Annotated in this window: 5 protein-coding genes and 1 pseudogene; all 6 read left to right on the forward strand. The window is 37.8% G+C overall.

The window, feature by feature from the left end; all coding sequences use genetic code 11:
* Positions 1–252 (forward strand): annotated as a pseudogene (locus tag CRG97_RS33445) (ATP-binding cassette domain-containing protein); the annotation flags it as partial.
* Between the two features lie 445 nt (positions 253–697).
* Positions 698–979 (forward strand): AMP-binding protein, encoded by a 282-nt coding sequence (locus tag CRG97_RS34150; RefSeq protein ID WP_481856171.1) that lies wholly within the window; start codon positions 698–700, stop codon positions 977–979.
* Entirely contained in the window at positions 979–1,164 is a 186-nt protein-coding gene (locus tag CRG97_RS01515) for an AMP-binding protein (RefSeq protein ID WP_272914346.1), read from the forward strand. The genes CRG97_RS34150 and CRG97_RS01515 overlap by 1 nt, the downstream gene beginning before the upstream one ends.
* A 56-nt stretch (positions 1,165–1,220) precedes the next feature.
* On the forward strand, positions 1,221–1,349 hold the full coding sequence (locus tag CRG97_RS33940; RefSeq protein ID WP_272914342.1) for a hypothetical protein: 129 nt from the start codon (positions 1,221–1,223) through the stop codon (positions 1,347–1,349).
* A gap of 119 nt (positions 1,350–1,468) precedes the next feature.
* Positions 1,469–18,568 (forward strand): non-ribosomal peptide synthetase, encoded by a 17,100-nt coding sequence (locus tag CRG97_RS01520; RefSeq protein ID WP_098741431.1) that lies wholly within the window; start codon positions 1,469–1,471, stop codon positions 18,566–18,568.
* Positions 18,569–18,579: 11 nt separating this feature from the next.
* Positions 18,580–22,388 (forward strand): non-ribosomal peptide synthetase (locus CRG97_RS33945; RefSeq protein WP_114149295.1); only part of this gene is annotated, 3,809 nt, incomplete at its 3' end.

Genomic DNA, 22,388 nt, shown 5'->3' on the forward strand with positions numbered 1-22,388 from the left:
GTCCCGTCCGGTACAAAAGAATTACGGCCACGCGTTGGAGCGCTTTTGCAGGATGTTAAAGCAGCAGATGGACTTACGGTCAAAGAAGTGCTTCAATTGTTCCGAAGTTATTATCGTAATCCGATGTCGCTAGAGCGATTGTTAGACATTTCGGGTCTCCACGGGGGTCAGAAACGGCGTGCATCCTCCCTGTCTGGAGGACAACGCCGTAGATTAGCTTTCGCCCAGAGTTTCCACCAGTTATCCTTTTAATACCTTATACCGATACTTTGTTACCCAGATGACATGGTATTTGATCTCATAGATCACATGGTTTTTTTTGGTATTCTTCCATACTCTCGCTTCTTTAGTAAAAGTGTTTCCAGTTTTCTGAAGGCTAAAGGCGGTGGATTTAGACCACGCCCTTGGAAATTGAAAAATTTAAAGTTATTGTTGATATCACCCTGCAATGGAATATAATAGATTTATAGATGATTATGTTGTATTTTGATATTAAAGGTGATTTAAATAATTTATTTGATTTGTTGTCAGAAACCAGAAGATAATATGTCATAAATTGTATATTAAACCGATATTTATGGTGTTGTTGCAGAAGGAGAAATAATTGATTTTTTCAGAAAAAAGAATATGTAACAAAGACCTATCAAGAGTTTCAAGATGACATTATTAATTGGGGCTCTTTTTTTATACCCATGTTTTGAAAAATAGCAAGATTGCCGTCATTGGCGAAAATAGTTATGAATGGATTGTTAGCTATTTTGCAACGGTTATTGGAAGCAATGTCGTGGTTCCAATTGACAAAGATCTGTCCATTCAAGAAATATACAGTATCACAGAGAATAGTGGCGTTGAAGCATTGGTATATTCGAATGATTACTGCGGTGGGGCAGAGGCACTGCAAACGCTTAATACAAAGATATGCTGTTATTTTAATATGAAAGATACAATGAGATTCATACTGACTAGCTATGTACAATAATCTATACTTCTGGAACAACGGGAAAACCAAAGGGGGTTATGCTTAGCAACAGAAACTTAGTATCTAATGTAGCGGGAGCTTGTCAAAATCTACTGGTTACAGAATCATCGATGCTAGTATTGCCACTGCATCATACCTTTGCATTTACAACAAGTATACTATGTATGCTTAACAAGGATTCATGAAGTGACGACAACGAAGAAAATTATAAGAAACTTTACAAAATGATCAAAGGAGGAAAATGATGGAGAAATTAACAACAATACTGCAGGGTTATGTGGAGAATAACAAACCAATTTCTAAGGATGCGGCATTAGTAGCTGATCTGGAAGTAGATTCGATAGATGTTTTTTCTATTAACCATTGCTAATATACATAAATAATTCTCAACATAAATTTTAATATTAAAGAGGCAAGATCAAGACGTTGCATCAATTGTAATAAAGATAATATCGTAGCATAAAAACATAATTTTTTGGGAGGTAAACTATGAAATCTTTTGCAAAATCAGTATTAGAGGATGGAGTTATTATAACACTAGACCAATTACTTGGAAATTATGCTAATGAGAAATCAAGGGGAGTTTACTTTACTCAATCCGATGGCTCTGAATTGTTTGAGTCTTATGAAAGTCTTTATTATAATGCCAAATGCATCTTAGGGGCACTCCAAAAGCAGGGATTTCAGAAGGGCTCTTATATTATCTTTCAGACAAACAATAATCTATTCTTTATAAGGTTGTTTTGGGGTTGTATTTTAGGAGGCATGATACCCGTTCCTCTGTCTGTACCGCTAATTGCATCGCCTGACACTGAAGCTTTCAAAAAGTTAGTGAAAGTAAGCGAGCAGTTGTCGAATGCGTGGATAATTACTGATGAAAGAAATTTAAATATGTTTAGAGAAAGTTATGAAGCCATTAATTTGAAATATTTAGAGTATGAAACCTTAGCACGTAATATGGAAGAGGGGCAATGCGTTACAGTAGATTGTCAGGACTTAGCGTATATACAATATTCGTCTGGCAGCACAGGTAACCCCAAAGGAGTAAAATTAACACATGAAAATCTAGCTTATAATTTGGCACAGATAGTAGATCGTATGAGACTAGACAAAAATGATGTTATGGCTAGTTGGTTACCATTGACACATGATATGGGCTTGATAGGTTATCATTTAACTCCGATATTTGCGGGTATTTCTCATTCCCTTCTAAATTCCGGTACATTTTTAAAGAAATCTTGGCTATATCTTCAACAATGTGCGCAATTAAAAGCAACAGTGCTTGTAAGTCCAAATTTTGGATTAGACTGGATGATGAAGACTGTAAAGGATTCACATTTAGAAAATATTGATTTATCTAGTGTGCGAAACATAATGTGTGGTGCAGAACCAATATCAATGGATACCATTAGACGATTTTATGAAAAATTTTCGCCTTCTGGCTTGCGTGAAAATACGATCCATCAAGTCTATGGTATGGCAGAAGCTAGTTTAGCTGTTACTATTCCTGAAGAAGGACATAATAGAAGTGTATGTATTAACCGTCATAAAACTCGTATTGGTCAAGAAGTGGAATATATAGAACCGAAGGAGCCGAATGCAGCAGAGTTTGCCATAGTAGGAGAACCATTATATGAATTAGAAATATTGATTGTAGATGATGAAGACCAAATCTTAAGGGAAAATTACATAGGCAATATAGTGATCAAAGGGACAAATGTATTTGAGGGATATATGAATCATGATAGTTCCCCTTTTAATGAGCAGGGCTTCTTCTATACAGGAGATTTAGGATTTTTACGCAATGGAGAACTCATTGTAATGGGCAGAAAGAAGGATATTCTGTTTGTAAATGGTCAGAATTATTATGCTAGTGATATAGAAAATATGTTAACATTGGCGATCCCAGAATTGTCTCAAGTCGTTGTGTGTGGTGTTCGCAATCCGTCATCTATCAGGGATGAAATTATAGTATTTGTACATAATCGAAAAGATGCTAAGGCATTTTTGCCACTTGCCCATCAAGTGCAGAATATGGTATTAGAACGGATTGGAATAGCTGCAGATTATGTAATTCCAATAAAAACGATACCGAAAACAACAAGTGGAAAGGTGCAACGGTTTCTTTTAATAGAGCGATTTGAGAATCATGAGTTTGATGAAGTTATCGCAATAGCTCCATATTCTTATCAGAGTATCAAGGAATCTGCAAAGAAGCCAGCATGGAACAAAACGGAGATTGAAAATCAAATCGTTGAAATTGCAAAAGAAGTATTCTCTATCCCTTCTTTGAAAGTAGACGATACTATTTCTCGGATGGGAGTTAGTTCGTTAACGTTGATTCGTTTCCAGGATGAAATAAATCAACGATTTCAAGTTGAAATCCCTATTGTAAGCCTTTTCAAAATGTCTACCTTGGAACAAATAATTACGATGGTTGAGGAACAACTAAAGGTAGAGGATGTCAATACATCTGAATTAACAGGGAATAAAGACATGTGGTATGAGCCCTTTCCGGTAACAGAAATACAAGGAGCCTATTTAGTTGGAAGACAAAATATTATGGAAATGGGTAATGTCTCCACACATGCCTATTATGAGTTTGAAACAGAATTAGATATTAAACGCTTAAACGATGCATTGAATCATGTTTTAGAGCGTCAGCTTATGCTACGTACTATTTTTGATGATACAGGAATGCAAAAAGTTCGACGTTCTGCTTCTTCTTATGAGATTTGTATTGAAGATTTACAAGACTTGTCTTTAGAGGATCAACAAAAACGTATATTGGAAAAAAGAAATCAGAGGTCACATTTTGTTTTCCAACAAGATCATTGGCCATTATTTGAGTTGTCTGCATTTATTCTTGGTGAGAAGAAAAATTATCTCTTCCTGGATATTGACTTACTAATTGCTGATGGAGGCAGTTTATTAATTTTAATACAAGAGATAATGGATTATTATGAGAAACCGAATATGGAGATTAAACCTTTAACATTCCAATTTTCAGATTATGTAAGGGCATTGGAGAGCTTTCGTGAAACTTCCGCCTATCAAAAAGCTCAAGACTATTGGCAAGCCAAAATAGAAGATTTTCCATATGCACCTCAGCTACCATTAGTTTGTGAGCCAGAATTCATAGAGAAACCAATATTTCAGCGAATGGAGAAGAGTCTGACAACTGATCAATGGAATATTGTGAAAGGCCTGGCAACTCAGTATGGTGTAACACCATCTGTATTCTTATGTACAATCTATGCAGAAGTTCTGGGCAAATGGAGCAATCAATCCAGAATGGCACTTAATTTAACCTTATTTAATCGACAGTCCTTTCATCCAGATGTAATGAAGTTGATTGGAGATTTTACATCAGTTTTGCTGTTAGATATTGATTTGTCTGTTCATAGTGCTTTCTGGGAGAGAGCATCTATGGTTCAAGATATATTATTTGAAGCAGTAGACCATCGTTTTTATAGTGGTGTTGATGTTATACGAAATATTGCAAGTAAAAGAGAAATGACTAGTAAAGCGATTATGCCAATTGTATTTACTAGTATGTTATTCGATAAATCGGAATTTACAGATACTTTGACAAAATTAGGCGAAATAAAATACGGAATAAGCCAGACCCCTCAAGTATTTTTAGACTTCCAAGTCACGGAAAGAGACGGACAATTAATGATGACTTGGGATTATGCAAAAGATTTGTTTGATGAAGATATGATCCGTGCCATGTTTGAAACGTATCAACTTCGATTGCAGCAAGTTATAGACAATAATCTTTCATCTATGCCGCTGCCTGTAACACAGTCTGAACTGCTGCTTGATTACAATCGTACACAAGGAGATTATGAAGGAGATTTACTGCAAAGATTAATAGACCAGCAATGCCAGAAGACTCCAGATGCGATTGCAGTCAAATTAGGACAGGAGACATTGACCTATAGCGAGTTGGCGAGAAAATCCAATCAGGTCGCTCGCTATTTAGCAGAACAAAACTATGCGCACAATTCTTATATTGGCGTTTGGGCAGAGAGACGAATTGAGACCATTGTAAATACGGTAGCTATTTTAAAAGCCGGCCATGCTTATATTCCTGTTAATCCGGAACACCCTGAGGAAAGAATAGAATATATCGTGGAGCATAGTGATATCAAGCTCACGATTCATCCGGATTTATATGAAAAAGAGAACCTTTCCACCTATAACGATGGTCCCTTAGAATCGTTAGAAGGCTGTGAGCAGGATAAAGCCTATGCTATCTATACGTCAGGAAGTACTGGACATCCTAAGGGTGTTGTGATCACCCATGAAGCAGTCGTGAATACATTATTAGATATTAATGAGAGATTCAAAGTAGGCAGCGAAGATAAAATCATTGCCCTATCATCGATGAGCTTTGATTTATCTGTCTATGATATGTTTGGAGCACTCATTAGTGGAGCCCAGTTAGTATTAATTCCGGATCTCTTAGATGTGGCCAGTATTCATCAGATCATGATCGAAGAAGAAATCACAATATGGAATTCGGTTCCGGCAATTATGGATATGTATCTGGAAGGCACAAAACAAGATACAGTGCAGCGATCTGCAGCAGAGCGCTTACGTCTTGTGATGCTAAGTGGAGACTGGATTTCACTTGGTTTGCCGGAGAAAATCAAAACCAGAATGCCAAAAGCACAAGTCATCGGGTTAGGTGGAGCAACGGAAGGCTCCATATGGTCCATATATTTCCCAATCACAGAAGTGAAGCCGGAGTGGAAAAGTATCCCTTATGGCTATCCGCTGAAAAATCAACAAATTTACGTGCTGGATGAAGGTGGAGAAGAATGCCCGGTAGGCGTTCCAGGAGAACTGCATATCGGTGGAAAAGGAGTGGCCGTAGGTTATCTCAATGAAGAAGAGAAGACGAAGGCCGCCTTTATCAACCATAGATTAGGGTATCTGTACAAAACAGGTGATTATGGTGTAATGCGTCCGGAAGGATATGTAGACTTCCTGGGAAGAAAAGATAGTCAAGTTAAGATACGTGGTCATCGTGTCGAACTAGGAGAAATAGAACACTGTATCAATCATTTGCCACATATTCACCAGTCCGTAGTCGCTGATTATAGTGATTCACATGGAGAGAAGCAGCTGTGTGGGTATATTGTTGCAGATGAGACAGTAAAAGTGGCAGAAATAAAAAGAGAGTTAGCCAAATATCTGCCTGATTATATGATCCCGGCCCAATTCATACAGGTAGAAGAGATCCCCCTGTCTGCAAATGGTAAAGTAGATCGTAAATTATTGCCGAACCCGGAACAGCATATGGAAGAAAGTAAGACGATAAGGGGTTATGAGGCACCACAGACCCAGACGGAGAAATTGGTAGTAGAGGCATTTGAATATGTACTTGGCATGGAAAGAGTAAGTGTAAACGACAATTTCTTTGATTTGGGTGGAGATTCCATTAAGGCTATCCATATTCTAAACAAGATAAGAGAAGCTGGATACGATAGCTCCATGCGAAATCTTTTGATGGAGAGAACACCAAAGCTGATAGCCATGAATTTATCCACAAAAAAGGAAATTACACCTGCGGAGCAAGGAGAAATAAGTGGTGAAATTTCACTGACACCAATTCAAAACTACTTCTTCGCACAAAATATGATGGATCCTGAACATTTTAATGTATGCCAAGTGTTTAAGGTTCGTGAAAAACTAGATGTCCAGGCACTACAAAAAGTTTTATCTGCGTTAGTGCAGCATCATGATATGTTGAGAGCTACGTACAAAGATAAGAAACAGGTTGTAGGGAAAGTAGAAGATAAGAAATGGTACGGCTTTACAACAATAGCATGTGAATCTGAAGAGATTCAGGAAAAAATTAAGACAACGAAAGTAAAGATGGATTTGGCGGAAGGCCCATTATTGCAGGCTGTTTTATTTAGTACGCCGGAGCAAGATTATATGATGTTGCTAGCTCATCATATGATAATGGATGTGATTTCCTGGCGAATTTTAAGTGAGGATTTGGAGAAGGGCTACTCTCAAGCTTTAAATCAGGAAGAGATAACATTCCCAGCTAAAACCGTTTCCTTTAAAGTATGGAGCGAAGGATTAGCTCATTACAGCCAGAGTGAAAAGTTAAAGAGAAGGGTAGCTTACTGGTCAGAAATAGAAAATAAATTGGTTGATGGTAAGTTAAAAGAAGATGGAATTGATGATAAATTCGAACCAAAGACAGCTGTAGCATGTCTTAATGCCACTATCACAGAAAAGTTATTAAAAGAAAGTGCACATGCTTATAATACAGAGATTAATGACTTACTTGTAACAGCACTAGGACGTGCGGTAAACAAAGTAACAGGTCAGAGAACGCTTGCTATACAGATGGAAGGACATGGTCGTGAAGAATCAGTAGGCTCTTTTGATTTAGGTAGGACAATAGGATGGTTCACTAGTATATATCCCGTAGTTTTAGAAGAGTTAGGCACTAATATTGCTCAGGATATTCGAAATACGAAAGAGATACTACGACGTGTGCCAGCACATGGAATTGATTATGGTCTCATAAAGAATGCAGACATGGTTAATTCAGAAGAAATGGATGTGGAAGTGGCACCAGATATATCATTTAATTATCTTGGAGAACTAGGAACAAAGAAAGAATCTGGCGATCCATATTTCGAGTTTTCACAACTAGGTTATGGACAGGATACGAATCCTCGAAATCAATTTGGACCATCCATTAACGTCATAGGTCATGTGCAAAAAGGTAGTTTATCTATGACAGTAACCTGCAACAGCAGTCGTTATTTGGCTGAGAGAATTGAGCAAATAGGAAAAGCATATGAAGAAGAACTGATAGCAGTCGCAGAACATTGCTCCCACGCACAGAAGAGTGAGTCAACGGCAAGTGATTTTGGTGAGAGCGTATGGCAAGATAGCGAATTTTGTTATGTACAGGAAGCTGTCAAAATCCGCGGCGAAGAAATTCAACGTATCTATCCATTGGCTCCTGTGCAAGAGGGAATGCTCTATGAGAAGCTTTTGGATGAATCCTCTACGAAGTATGTTGTTCAGCAGACGTTGCGATTGACGGAAGTAGATGTAGAGAAGATGCACAAAGCTTTTAAATATCTAGCAACACAGCATGATATTTTACGTACAAAGATCTGTTATCGGGGAGTAAGTGTGCCAAGACAAGTTTTATTGAAAGAAAGAATGCCGGAATTCAATTATATGGAAGTAGATAATGAATCCGATTATCTTGATTTAAAGGAACAAGATGTAAAACGTGGATTTGATTTAGAAGAAGATACACTAGTTCGTATGAATCTGATAAAAATAAACAATAGTGGATATCGATTGATCATGACAAACCATCATATTATTTTAGATGGTTGGTGTTTGCCAATTTTGCGTAAAGATTTGTTTAATGCGTATATGGCAGCAGACGAAGAACAATTAAAAATACCTAATAAGACTGCTTCTAATAAAATGGGTAGCTATGAAAAATTTGTAGATTATATAAATGAAAAAGATAAAGAGCCGAGCCTTAAATATTGGGAAGACCTTCTTCAAGGATATGAGACAAGGGCTGAAATTCTACCTATGGGTCGTCCAGAAGAAACAGAAGAAGAGAGTCAGAGTCAAGAGTTTAAGTTAAGCTTGGAGGTAACCGAACAAGCAGAAGCGATATGTGCCCAGTATGATGTAACATTGAACACGCTAGTAGAAGCTTGTTGGGGCGTTTTATTGGAAAAATACAACTCAACAAATGATGTCGTTTTTGGAAAAGTTGTATCTGGTAGAAATGCAGAGATTGAAGGTATTGAAGAAATCGTTGGTTTATTTATCAATACAATACCCGTACGTATATCGACAACAAACGAAGACACATTTGCCGATTTGTTGAAATCATTACAGAGCCAGGCAATTGCTGCAAATGAACACGATTTTCTTCCCTTAGCAGAAATACAGAATCATACTTTATTAGGAAGGAATCTAATTGGAACATTATTCTTCTTTGAAGGCTATCAAGGAACAAGTATAAATATTGATGGCAAATTAAATGTGGAATCTGAATATTACCGCGAACAAATCGGGTATGACTTGGGAATGACAGCATTTAAGAGTGATCGTATTCATTTTAGAATTCTATTCAGTACAAAGCTATATAACAAGGAAGAAATAAACATTATTGGTTCCCATTTGCAAAGACTTATGGAACAAGCAATTGCATCACCACAGACGAAAATAAACGAATTAGGTATGACAAATGAAGCGGAAGAAATGAAAGAATTAGTACAGTTTAACGCAACGGATAGTGACTATCCAAGAGACAAGACAATTGTCCAATTATTTGAAGAACAAGTAGCAAGAACACCCCATAATACAGCAGTAGTATGCGGGAATGAGCAATTGAGTTACGCTGAATTAAATGCTCGTGCCAATAAACTTGCATTAAGGTTACGACGAGAATACCATGTCCAGCCTGATGATTTTGTTGCCATTATAGCAGAAAGAAGTTTAGAGATGGTGGTCGGATTATATGCCATCCTGAAGTCGGGTGCAGCATATGTACCAATTGACCCGTTTTATCCAGAAGAACGCATCGAGTATATATTGGAAGATAGCCAACCGAAAGCGGTTTTAATTGGTCATGGAAAGTATAATATTTCTCCTGAAAAGGTTGTTGACTTATATAGTGCAAGCAATTATGAGGAAGGTGCAGAGAATCTAGAACATGTGAATACTCCTCATGATCTTATTTATCTGGTTTATACATCTGGTACAACAGGAAAACCAAAAGGGGTTATGGTAGAGCATCAGAATATAGTCAATCAGCAGATGTGGACACAAAGAGAATATCCATTACACGAGGGAGAATCTCTTTTAATGAAGACAACTTGTGCATTTGATGTTTTTGCCTGGGAAGTATTTTGGTGGATGCTAGAGGGTGGTAAACTTGTTATTTTGCAACAAGGAGAAGAAAGTCAAAGTGATAAGATAATCAAGGTAATTCAGGATTATAAAGTCAATGCAATCCAGTTCGTTCCTTCAATGTTCAATATGTTTTTAGAAGAATTAGATATGAGCAAAGAGAAAATAAATACTTTACGTTATATCATTAATATTGGTGAGAAACTGAATGCAGAAAGTGTGAGACATTATAATCAATTAAGGGAAAAAGGACAAGTAAGAGCAGAACTACTGAATCTCTATGGTCCAGCAGAAACTACAGTTAATTCCAGTGGATATCATTGTCCAGCAGACTTAAATGTAGATAAAGTATTGATTGGTAAGCCTATTAGTAATACACAAATTTATATATTATCAAATGAAAAAATAGCTGGAATAGGTGTACCAGGGGAATTATGTATTGCAGGAGAAAGTGTGTCGCGTGGCTACTTAAATCGTGAAGAATTGACAGCACAGAAATTTATTAAAAATCCTTTTGGTTCAGGATTGATGTATAAAACAGGTGATCTGGCACGGTGGATACCGGATGGAAATATTGAGTACCTTGGCCGTATAGATGATCAGGTTAAGATAAGAGGTTTCAGAATCGAACCAGGAGAAATTGAAAGTACTTTGATGGAACTCGAAGGAGTTAGTGGAGCAGCCGTTGTAGTACGACAAGACAAGCAAGGAGAACAATATCTGTGTGCTTATGTAGTTGTTCATACAGAAGTAGAAGAATTAGACGAAGATACAATCAAGAGTGAGTTACGCAAGAAGTTACCAGACTATATGGTTCCTTTATATATTATTCGTATTGACCAAATTCCGTTAAGTCATAATGGAAAGCTGGACAAAGCGGCACTACCAGAACCAGAATACAAGGTTAAGGAATATGTAGCACCAACAAATAGTGAAGAGAAGTTAGTAGTTGAAGCATTTGAGAAAATCCTTGGAATAACAGGAATTAGTGTCAATGATAGCTTTTTTGACTTGGGTGGTCATTCACTGAAAGTTACATTATTGTGTAATGAATTAGAAAAGACAATCGGTATAAAACTGCAGCTTAGTGAAATATTTGCTTTATCTACACCAAAACGTATTGGAGAAAGAATTGGAAGTTTACAATATGATAGTTTTTCGGAAATACCGAAAATAGCTAAAGCAGAGTTCTATCCTATGAGTTCTGTTCAAAAGCGACTTTATCTTCTCAATGAGATAGTAGGTCCTAGTATTTCCTATAACATTTCGAATGTCATTAAATATGAAAACACTCTGGATAAAGAGCAGCTACAGGGAGCATTAGATAAACTCTTAGAGAGAGAAGAAGTATTGAGAACCAGCTTCCATCTTATTAATGGGGAGCCAGTTCAAGTGATTCAACCAGATGCGAGAGTAGTATTAGAATACAAAGAAGCAGATACACTAGATATTCAAGCTGAATATGATAGTTTTGTTTGCCCATTTGATTTATCCAAAGCACCTTTGATGCGGGTTAAGTTATTACAGACGCCACAAGCTTCATACTTGATGCTGGATATTCATCATATTGTTTCTGATGGAGAAAGTCTGCCTATTATGATGAACTGGATAAGCGAGTTATATGAAGGAAATACTTTACCAATGCCAAGGGTTCATTATAAAGATTTCTCTGCTTGGCAAATTACTCAGGATATTACGAAGCAGGCGGCATATTGGAAGAACGAGTTTTTAGGCGAAATTCCAATACTAAATTTGAATACAGATTTCCAACGTCCTAAGAAAAAGAGCTTCAATGGTGCCGACGTAAAAACTAAGATTGAAGAACCAGTTTTTATGGAAATAAAAGAATTAGCGAAGAAGCATGGTGCTACAGAATTCATGGTTATGTTATCAACCTTTATGCTTCTATTGAGCAAATACAGTCAACAGGAAGAACTTGTAGTCGGAACTCCTGTATCAGGTAGAACCCACGTTGATACACAAGAAATGCTGGGGATGTTTGTAAACTCCTTGGCTATCAAAGGAAAAGTGAAACAAGAGGAGAGTTTTGAACAAGTATTGCTAGGAGTAAAAGAAAAATGTCTTCGTGCGTACGATAATCAGGACTTTCAATATGAAGACTTGGTTGAGGCAGTAGATGTAAAGAGAGATTTATCAAGAAATCCATTATTTGATGTAATGTTTATGATGCCAGAGAGTGAAATTATGTCTGGTTCAAAGAGCATTATGAGTGGAACATGGGTACCAATGGAAGGAAAAGTAGCCAAGTTTGATCTGAATTTAATGGTAATACACACATCAGAGGGTTATGTGGTCAATTTAGAGTATTCTACAGATTTATTTAAACAGGAAACGATAAAGCAAATGGTGGATGATTATGTTTCATTGCTTTCAGAAGTTGTAAAGCATCCAGAAGATCGTTTGCAAAAGCTACTTAAGAAAGAGGATGTTAAGAAAGAGGAGAAAGATTCGACCCAAGCAGAGCTTGATAATCGTGCCAATCATTTGGCACAGCAAGTTTCAGATTTGATGCAAGCATTGCATCAAAGAGATCAAGCTTATTGGAAGAGCAAAGTAGAGAATTTCCCACATGCACCACAGTTACCGCTTCTTTCTAATGGGAATGCTGTAAACAACGTAACAGTGAAACGTTTAGAAACGAAAATTTCTGCGAAAGACTGGGCGATTGTGAGAAACAAAGCTTTGGATAACAGAATTGCACCATCTGCGTTATTGTGCACAATATATGCGGAAGTTCTATATAAATGGAGCAATCAATCCAATATGGCACTTAGCTTAAATCTGTTTAGTAATCAGCCTTTTCATCAAGATGGAATGTCTCTGATGGGGGATTTTGTATCAAAATTGTTGTTAGATATCGATTTATCATCTCACAGACAATTTTGGGAAAGAACTACTGAGATTCAGAATCGTTTATTTGAAGCGTTAGACCACAGATTTTACAGTGGGGTTGATTTCCTGCGTGATCTGGCTGAAAACCGCGGTCAAGAAGATCAAGCTATAATGCCAATTATATTTACGAGTATGCTTCGTGACGAAGTGGATTTTTTCAATGCCAATATAGGCAGTAGGGGAGAATTGAAATACGGAATAAATCAGACCCCTGAAGTATTTTTGGACTTCCAAGTTGCGGAAAGCGACGGACAATTAATTATGACTTGGGATTATGTGAAAGATTTGTTTGATGAAGATATGATCAGTGCTATGTTTGAAACTTATCAACTTCGCTTACAGCAAGTTATAGACCATAATCTTTCAGCTATGCCGCTGCCTGCAACACAGTCTGAACTACTGCTTGATTACAATCGTACACAAGGAGACTATGAAGGGGATTTACTGCAAAGATTAATAGACCAGCAATGTCAGAAGACGCCAGATGCTATTGCAGTCAAATTAGGACAGGATACCTTAACCTATGGCGAGTTGGCGAGAAAATCCAATCAGGTCGCTCGCTATTTAGCAGAACAAAACTATGCGCATAATTCTTATATTGGAGTTTGGGCAGAGAGACGAATCGAGACCATTGTAAATACGGTGGCTATTTTAAAAGCCGGCCATGCTTATATTCCTGTTAATCCGGAGCATCCTGAGGAAAGAATAGAATATATCGTGGAACATAGTGATATCAAGCTCATGATTCATCCGGATATATATGAGAAAGAGAACCTTTCCACCTATAACGATGGCGCCTTAGAATCGTTAGAAGGCTGTCAGCAGGATAAAGCCTATGCTATCTATACGTCAGGAAGTACTGGACATCCTAAGGGTGTTGTGATCACCCATGAAGCAGTCGTGAATACATTATTAGATATTAATGAGAGATTCAAAGTAGGCAGCGAAGATAAAATCATTGCCCTATCATCGATGAGCTTTGATTTATCTGTCTATGATATTTTTGGAGCACTCATTAGTGGAGCCCAGTTAGTATTAATTCCGGATCTTTTAGATGTGGCCAGCATTCATCAGATCATGATCGAAGAAGAAATCACGATATGGAATTCGGTTCCGGCAATTATGGATATGTATCTGGAAAGCACAAAACAAGACACGGTGCATAGCACTTCAGCAGAGCGCTTACGTATTGTGATGCTAAGTGGAGACTGGATTTCTCTTGGTTTGCCAGAGAAAATCAAAACAAGAATGCCAAAAGCACAAGTCATCGGGTTAGGTGGAGCAACGGAAGGCTCTATATGGTCCATATATTTCCCAATCACAGAAGTGAAGCCAGAGTGGAAAAGCATCCCTTATGGCTATCCGTTGAAAAATCAACAAATTTACGTACTGGATGAATGTGGAGAAGAATGCCCAGTAGGCGTTCCAGGAGAACTGCATATTGGTGGAAAAGGAGTCGCCGTAGGCTATCTCAATGAAGAAGAGAAGACGAAGGCCGCCTTTATCAACCATAGATTAGGGTATCTGTACAAAACAGGTGATTATGGTGTAATGCGTCTGGAGGGATATGCAGACTTCCTTGGAAGAAAAGATAGTCAAGTTAAGATACGTGGACATCGTGTCGAACTAGGAGAAATAGAACACTGTATCAATCATTTGCCAAATATTCACCAGTCCGTAGTCGCTGATTATAGTGATTCACAAGGAGAGAAGCAGCTGTGTGGGTATATTGTTGCAGATGAGACAGTAGAATTGGCAGAAATAAAAAGAGAGTTAGCAAACTATCTGCCTGATTATATGGTCCCGGCACAATTCATACAGGTAGATGAGATTCCACTATCTGCAAATGGTAAAGTAGATCGTAAATTATTGCCGGACCCAGAAAAGTATATTGAAGAAAGTAAGATGATAAGGGATTATGAGGCACCAAAGACCCAGACGGAGAAATTGGTAGTAGAGGCATTTGAATATGTACTTGGTATGGAAAGAGTAAGTGTAAATGACAATTTCTTTGATTTGGGTGGATACTCGCTTAATGTAATCCGGCTGTGTAATGAATTAGAGAAGAGTACAGGCGTAAGGTTACCACTTAGAGAAATTTTTGATTTAGTTACACCAAAGAATATTGCAGAAACAATTAAAAACTCAAAGGTAAATACGTTTGAAGAAATACCAGAAATAGTAGAAGCAGAAAGCTATTTTATAAGCTCAGCTCAAAAGAGACTTTATCTTTTGGACCAACTAACAGGCCCTGGTACAACTTATAATATTCCTTTAGTAATCAAGCTTAAAGTTAAACCAGACAATGAGCGACTTCAGAGGGCATTGGATCAATTATTAGAGCATGAGGAAATTTTGAGGACGAGTTTCCATATAGTGGATGGTGAGCCAATTCAAAAAATTTCTTCAGATGCAAGAATTGTGCTGGAGCACAGTGAAGTAAATACAGCAGATTCACAGTATATCCAAGATGAATATAATACTTTCGTCCAACCATTTGACCTGTCAAAATCACCACTAATGCGTGCAAAAATACTGGATACTCCAAATGATTCATACTTATTTTTGGATATTCACCATATTTTATGTGATGCAGGAAGCATGCCGATTATGCTTTACAAAATACAAGAGTTATATGAAGGAAGAGAATTGTTAACACCACGAGTACAGTATAAAGACTTTTGTGTTTGGCAAAATGCTAGAGATATAACAGAACAGGCAGCGTACTGGAAGAAAGAATTTTCTGGCGATATACCAGTCCTGGATTTAATCATGGATTATCCACGCCCTCATAAACAAAGCTTTAGAGGTGCTAATATCCGAACACAGGTAGAAGAAAAAACGAGTATTAAAGTAAAAGAGTTAGCGAAGAAGTATGGTGCAACTGAGTTTATGGTTTTGTTATCCACCTTTTTCTCAATGTTAGGAAAATACAGTCGACAGGAAGAAATTATAGTAGGAACTCCAATATCGGGACGAAACCATACGGATACCCAAAATATGTTGGGTATGTTTGTAAACACTCTGGCAATCAAAGGGAATGTCTGCTCCGATGATACATTTGAGGATGTATTATTAAGTACAAAAGAGAAATGTTTACAGGCATACGATAACAAGGACTATCAGTTCGAAGATTTAGTTGAAGCAGTGGGAGTAAAGAGAGATTTCTCAAGAAACCCAGTATTCGATGTGATGTTTGTATTGCAGGACGATGAGAGAGAGAGTTATTCGGATAGTATTCAATTTGGAACGAGGGAATCCGTTGGAGGAAGTATTTCTAAATTTGATCTTACCTTAACCATGATAAGCGATTCAGAAGGCTATAAGATTGATTTTGAATATTCTACAGACTTATTCAAACCAGAAACGATCGAGTACATGGCAAAACACTTCTTAACACTAATTGAAGGAGTTTTAATGTCTCCGGAAAAGAAGCTGCAGGATATTGCCATGATAGATATGAACGAAGAAGCAAAAATATTGGATGAGTTCAATATGACGGATGCAGAATACCCTCATAATAAGACGATTGTGCAGTTACTTGAAGAGCAGGCTGCCAGAATACCTAATAATGTAGCAATCACATTTAATGGACAACAGATGACCTATGCACAATTAAATGAACGGGCGAATGCTCTGGCAAGAAAACTTCGAAAGGACTATAACATTCAACCAAATGATTTTGTGCTTATCTCAACAGAAAAATGTTTGGAGATGGTGGTGGGCATATACGCTATTTTAAAGGCTGGAGCAGCTTATGTACCCGTTGATCCATCTTATCCAGAGGAAAGAATTAATTATATCATTAATGACTGTAAACCAAAGGTAGTATTATGCGGTACAAAAGAACCTGAAGTTGATATTCCTATCATGTATCTTCATGATGAGGCAAATTATAAAATGGAATGCAGTAACCTTGTCCATGTAAATCAATCAAGTGATTTGATGTATGTTATTTATACCTCTGGTACGACTGGCTGGCCAAAAGGTGTTATGGTTCAGCATGTAAATGTAGTGCGATTACTTAAGAATGACAAGTTTAAGCTTGATTTATATGAAAATGATATTTGGGTTCAATTCCATTCTTATTGTTTTGATGTTTCGGTTTGGGAAATATTCGGAAGTCTATTGAACGGAGCAAAGCTTGTAATTCCTTCTGAGGATACGGTAAAAGATGGATATGCATTTGGAGAGCTGCTGCAAAAAGAAGCGGTAACAATCTTATGCCAGGTACCTTCACCATTTTATGCGTTGATCGATGCAACGACAGGACAAACAATAAATAGTTTGCGATATGTTATTTTTGCAGGAGAGGCACTTTATCCAGCACATTTGAAGAAATGGCATGAGAATAATAGGCATTGTCGTCTGGTAAATATGTACGGTCCAACAGAAACCACAGTATATGCTACTTATCGTGATATTGATGCTGAAGCCATCGAGAGCGGAATTAGTGATATAGGGAAGGCACTTCCAACATTAAAGATTTATATGTTAAATGGAAATGAACTTTGTGGAATTGGAGTTCCAGGTGAGTTATGTATAACGGGTGAGGGTGTATCTCAAGGATATTTAAATCGACAAACCCTGACAGACGAGAAGTTTGTACACAACCCATTTGGAGCCGGAAAGATGTATCGGACAGGTGATTTGGCACGTTGGTTACCTAACGGAAACATTGAATATATTGGACGTATGGATGACCAAGCAAAAATTAGAGGATATCGTATTGAACCAAGAGAAGTAGAAAGCCGTTTATTGGAGCTTGAAGGGATAAGTGAAGCTATAGTAGTAGTACGAGAAGACAAAAAGAAGGAGAAATACTTGTGCGCCTATATAATAGCTGAGACAGAAATAGAAGAAAAGAACGTAAAGATTAAGTTAAATAAAGTATTACCAGATTACATGGTGCCTGCACATATTATTTCAATTGATGCGATTCCACTCACACGTAATGGTAAGCTTGACAGAGAATCATTGCCACAGCCGGAGTATAAGTCAAAGGAATATATTGCACCACGAAACGAAAGTGAAACTCTGATCGTACAGGCATTTGAACACATCCTAGATATTGAAAATATCAGTGTAACTGATAGTTTCTTTGATCTAGGGGGATCGTCACTGAAAGCAGTGTTGCTGTGTAATGAATTGGAGAAAGCCATAGGAGTAAGACTGTCAATTAGAGATGTTTTTACTTTTGGTACGCCCGAGCAGATAGCGGAAAACATGGGGTCGATAGAGAACGAGATGTTTGTGGCAATAGAACAAGCTTCAGCAGCTGAATACTACCCTACAAGTTCAGCTCAAAAACGACTCTATCTTCTGGACGAGATGACCGGACCTAACATTAACTACAACGTATCGGATGTCTATGCTTATGAAGAACCGCTAGATAAAGAAAGACTACAGAAAGCTTTGGATAAGCTGTTAAAGCAAGAAGAGATACTGCGAACTAGTTTCCATGTTGTGGACGGTGAACCCATTCAAACGATTTCTCCAGACGCCAGGGTTTTATTAGACTACAGCGAAGTGGACGCAATAGATATACAAACAGAATACGATAAATTTATACAACCATTTATTTTATCCGAAGCACCGTTGATGCGTGTGAAATTAATGAAGACAACAACGGCCTCCTATCTATTTGTTGATATTCATCACATTATATGTGATGGAGAAAGCCTGCCAGTTATACTGCATCAAGTGAACGAATTTTATGAAAATGATGGAACTGATCATGAATAAGAGGAGAACTTATGAATAAAAATTCTAACCGTGTCCAGTATAAAGATTTCAGTGTATGGCAGAATTTTTATGATATCACCAAACAGGAAGAATATTGGAAGAGGCAATTCGCCGGTGAAATTGCTAGGGTAGATTTGAAGACGGATTTCCTCCGTCCTCAAATCCAATCTTTTAGGGGAGCCAATGTTGTAGCAAAGGTAAAAGAGCCATTAAGCTCAGGGGTTAAGAATTTAGCCCTAAAGCATGGTGCTACTGAATTTATGGTTACTCTATCTGTGTTCATTTTATTATTAGGCAAATATAGTCGCCAAAAAGATATTATTGTAGGAACAACCGTGTCAGGCCGAGTTCATGCAGATACTAAAGGTATGCTGGGGATGTTTGTCAATACTCTGGTAATAAAAGGAGAAGTTTGTCCTGATGATACTTTTGAGCATTTGATTTTAGCTGTGAAGGAGAAGTGTCTGCAAGCTTATGATAACCAAGAATACCAGTTTGAAGATTTAGTTGAAGCCGTAGAGAAAAAGAGAGATCTCTCAAGAAATCCGATATTTGATTTTATGTTCGGATTAAAAGAAAAGAAAAAACCGACGGAAATGCAAGGCCTATTGGGCGGAAAAAGTGCATTCATTAAAAGAAATGTCTCAAAGTTTGACTTATCCGTTCTGGTTGAATGTATGCCAGAAGGGTATGAAATTGATTTTGAGTATTGCACAGATTTATTCAAACAAGAAACTATTGAATATATGGCAAGGCATTATGTAACGCTGCTTGAGGAAGCAGTAACACATCCAGAAAAAAAGCTTAAAGATTTGCATATGCTTGATATCAGGGAACAAGAGAAGATATTGGTTGATTTCAATGCAACGAATGTAGAATACTCTCGAGAACAAACAGTTGTCGGCTTATTTGAGAATCAGGTAGAGAAAATAGCAGAAAATATTGCGCTCAAATTTGATGATAAAAAGATGACATATGCCGAGCTGAATGAGAGAGCAAATCAGTTGGCGCGTACTCTTCGGGATTTAGGAGTGGTTCCAAACGATTTGGTGGCTTTGGTTACAGAGCGCAGCATGGAAATGATTGTAGGAATATTAGCAATCATCAAGGCAGGGGGAGCTTATGTACCAATCAATCCGGAATATCCAGATAATAGAATTGGCTATATGCTGGAGGACAGTAGTCCAAAGATTGTATTGACGTATAAGAATAAGTTGCCAGGGAAGGTAGAGATTCCGGTATTAGATTTAGAAGATGAGAATAATTATGCTAATGAAACGGACAATCTTTTGCATGTTAACAGGCCTAATGATTTAGTGTATTGTATCTACACTTCTGGTACAACTGGAAATCCTAAAGGAGTTTTAATTGAACATCGAAATGTGGTCAATATGTGGGTCACATATAAGGAAACATTTGCACTGAACGACAAGGATACGGTGCTGCAATTTGCAAATGTATCTTTTGACCAAGCGGTTGGTGATATCTTTCCTGCACTTTGCAATGGTGCGGCATTATGCATTGTACCAAAAAATTTAACATATGATATGGAGCAACTACAAAAATATATAGATCGAAATAATGTAACAACAGCTTCATTGACACCTAAGGTAATAGAGGGGTTGTATGCTGACGCATTACCGACACTTCGTTTGCTGGAATCAGGTGGCGAGGCAGGTAGTCTAGAAAGCTTAAAAGAATGGGCGAAAAGAGTAGAAGTGCTAAACACATATGGCCCTACGGAGTCTACTGTAAATGCAACTAGTTTTAGAGTGAATACAGACTCAACTTCAATTACCATTGGACGTCCGATTGCAAATACAAAGGTATATCTTCTAAATGAAATGGAGCTATGCGGTATTGGAATACCTGGCGAGTTGTGTATTGCAGGAGATGGTTTAGCAAGAGGTTATTTGAATCAGCCAGAATTGACAGATAAGAAGTTTATTAAAAATCCTTTCGGTGAGGGAAAACTGTACCGTACAGGAGATTTAGCACGTTGGCAGCCAGATGGAAATATAGAGTATTTAGGTCGAATAGATGAACAAGTGAAAGTCCGTGGTTACAGGATAGAGTTAGGTGAAATTGAAAGTGTATTAAGGAAACAGAGTGAAATCGCAGATGCTGTCGTTGTTGTAAAAGAAGTTGGAAACGATGAAATTCTCTGTGCATATCTCGTTGCAGAGAAGGGTCAGGAACTAATTATACCCGAAATTAAAGAAGCGATAAGAGAAGAAGTAACGGAGTATATGATTCCTGCCTTTATGATACAGATCGATCAATTTCCACTAACCATAAATGGGAAGCTGGATAAAACTAGGTTGCCAGAGCCAGATATGTTAGAAAGCTTGAAATACGTACCACCAAGTAATAAGACGGAGCAAGCAATCGTAGATGTATTTGAGGAAATTCTAGGAGTATCTCCAGTCGGAATAGAGGACAGTTTCTTTGAATTGGGTGGACATTCGTTAAAAGCGACGGCAGCAATTAATGCCATAGAGAAGAAGACAGGGATTCGTTTGCCAGTAAAAGAGATATTTAGTTCACCAACTCCTGTCATGTTGGCGAAAAAGATTGAGGCCACGGGAGAAGGCGAATATAGTCCAATACCACAAGCAGAGCAGAGAGAAACTTATCCAGCATCCTCTACACAGAAACGATTGTTTATTCTCGATCAGATGGAAGGCAGTAGTACAGCATATAACATGGCGTCAGCGCTAGAAGTAACAGGTAACCTTGATTTAGAAAAAATACAACAAGCAATAGATAGTCTGATCCAGCGTCATGAGTCACTGCGAACAAGTTTTGTAATGACAGAAGGAGGAACCCTTCAAGTCATTGCAGACGAGGTATTCTACCCAGTGGAATATGAAGAAACCGACAGCTACAGCGAAGCAGATATGGAACAATTTGTACGCCCGTTTGACATCGGAAAAGCACCACTTATGCGTTTTAAAGTAGTGAAAGAAAGAAATCGGAACAAATATATTTTACTATTTGATATGCACCATATTATTTCCGATCATAAGACGCTAAATATATTAATCGAAGATTTCTCACGATTGTATAACGGTGAAGGATTACAACCACTTGAACTCCAATACAAAGATTATAGTGAATGGATGCGTGGTAGAAACCTGGAGAGTCAGAGGGACTATTGGAAAGAAGTATTTAAAGAAGAGGCACCGGTTTTGGATTTGGTGACGGACTATCCCCGTCCAAAAATCCAAAGTTACAAAGGAGCACAAGTGTCTGTTCAACTTAGTAAAGAGCAGAAAGTTGGAATTCAAAATATAAATAAACAAAATGGAACTACAGATTACATGACCTTACTGGCTGTATTTATGATAGAACTGCATAAATACAGCAGGCAACAAGATATAGTGGTAGGAACACCCATCTCAGGCAGGGTGCATCAGGATACCGAGACGATAGCAGGCATGTTTGTAAATACGCTAGCAATGAGAGGATATCCAAGGGACGAGAAAACGTTCTTGGAATTTTTAAGCGAGATAAAAGAGCTGGCCTTGAATGCGTATGAGAATCAAGAATACCCATTTGAAGAATTGGTAGAGGAAGTAGAAGTACGCCGTGATCTGTCACGCAATCCGCTGTTTGACGTTATGTTTACCATGCAGAATAACGAAGAAATCCATCTTGCGATGGGCGAAGCCCAAGTAGACATGTTGGGAATTCATTTCATTGATGCCAAATTCGATTTGGATTTACAAGCTACAGCGTATGAAGAGGGATACGCTTTAGATCTGGTATATTGTAGTGATTTATTTACCCAGACTTCAGCACAGGTCATACTGGAACA

The sequence above is a fragment of the Paenibacillus sp. EZ-K15 genome, assembly GCF_002573715.1.
In the GTDB taxonomy this organism is placed as follows: domain Bacteria; phylum Bacillota; class Bacilli; order Paenibacillales; family Paenibacillaceae; genus Paenibacillus_AQ.

Coding starts and splice junctions, on each gene's coding strand:
- CRG97_RS33940 (WP_272914342.1), top strand. CDS start 1,221: ATGATGGAGAAATTAACAACAATACTGCAGGGTTATGTGGAGAATAAC.
- CRG97_RS01520 (WP_098741431.1), top strand. CDS start 1,469: ATGAAATCTTTTGCAAAATCAGTATTAGAGGATGGAGTTATTATAACA.